The sequence below is a fragment of the Actinacidiphila sp. bgisy160 genome (genome assembly GCF_965342435.1).
GTDB lineage: Bacteria > Actinomycetota > Actinomycetes > Streptomycetales > Streptomycetaceae > Actinacidiphila.
Genome location: NZ_CBDRCM010000142.1, coordinates 1 through 889, shown reverse-complemented (window position 1 = coordinate 889; position 889 = coordinate 1). Strand labels below are relative to the sequence as shown.

The following is an 889-nucleotide window of genomic DNA, read 5'->3' as shown; positions in this document are numbered from 1 at the left end:
ACTGATCGTTTCAGAATGACGTGCGGAGTCGTCGGAGGCAGATGATGCTGCAGGCGAGTTCCAGGAGGCCCTGGTGGAGGTCGGCGCGGCGTTCGTAGCGGGTCCGGAGTCGTTTGAACTGGTGGAGCCAGGCGAAGGTGCGCTCGACGACCCAGCGGGTTTTGCCCAGGCCGGAGCCATGGGCGACGCCGCGTCGGGCGATGAGGGGCTTGATGCCGCGCTTCCATAGCAGCCGGCGGTACTTGTCGTAGTCGTAGCCGCGGTCGGCAAATAGCCGCTTGGGCTTGCTGCGCGGACGCCCTTGAAGTCCCCGTATTCGGGGGATCGCGTCCAGCAGCGGGATCAGTTGCGTCACGTCATGCCGGTTCCCGCCGGTGACGGACACGGCCAGCGGGGTGCCGCGGCGGTCGACGATCAGGTGGTGTTTGGAGCCGGGGCGGGCTCGGTCGACCGGTGAAGGCCCGACGTGATCCCCCCTTTGAGGGCCCTGACGTGGGAGCCGTCGATCGCGCAGTCGTCCATCTCGAGCAAGCCGGTCTTGCGCAGTTCGGCAAGGAGTTCCGTGTGCAGCCGGGGCCAGACTCCGGCTTCGGTCCAGTCTCGCAGGCGGCGCCAGGCGGTGACGCCCGAGCAGCCCACCACGCTGGCAGGGACGTCCCGCCAGGCCACCCCCTTGCGCAGCACGTAGACAATGCCCGCCAGTGCAACACGGTCAGGCACCCGAAGTCGGCCTGGGTGCCGGTGCCTTCGCTCGGGCTGCGGCGGCAGCAGCGGGGCTATACGTTCCCACAGGTCATCAGGGACAAGATCATCGGACACCCCGCAGACCCTGCCGACGAAGATCACTGACTGCCAGCCGACACGCCGATCTCATTCTGAAACGATCAGT

Annotated in this window: 1 protein-coding gene; it reads right to left on the bottom strand. The window is 67.3% G+C overall.

Translation table 11 applies throughout. The annotated features are described in order from the left end of the window. Positions 1 to 10: 10 nt before the first annotated feature. A protein-coding gene (locus tag ACRWNP_RS37150) for an IS5 family transposase (RefSeq protein WP_431969427.1) occupies positions 11 to 819 on the bottom strand; the annotation gives its coding sequence in 2 pieces (ribosomal slippage) (positions 11 to 480 and positions 480 to 819; 810 coding nt in all). Positions 820 to 889 lie beyond the last annotated feature (70 nt).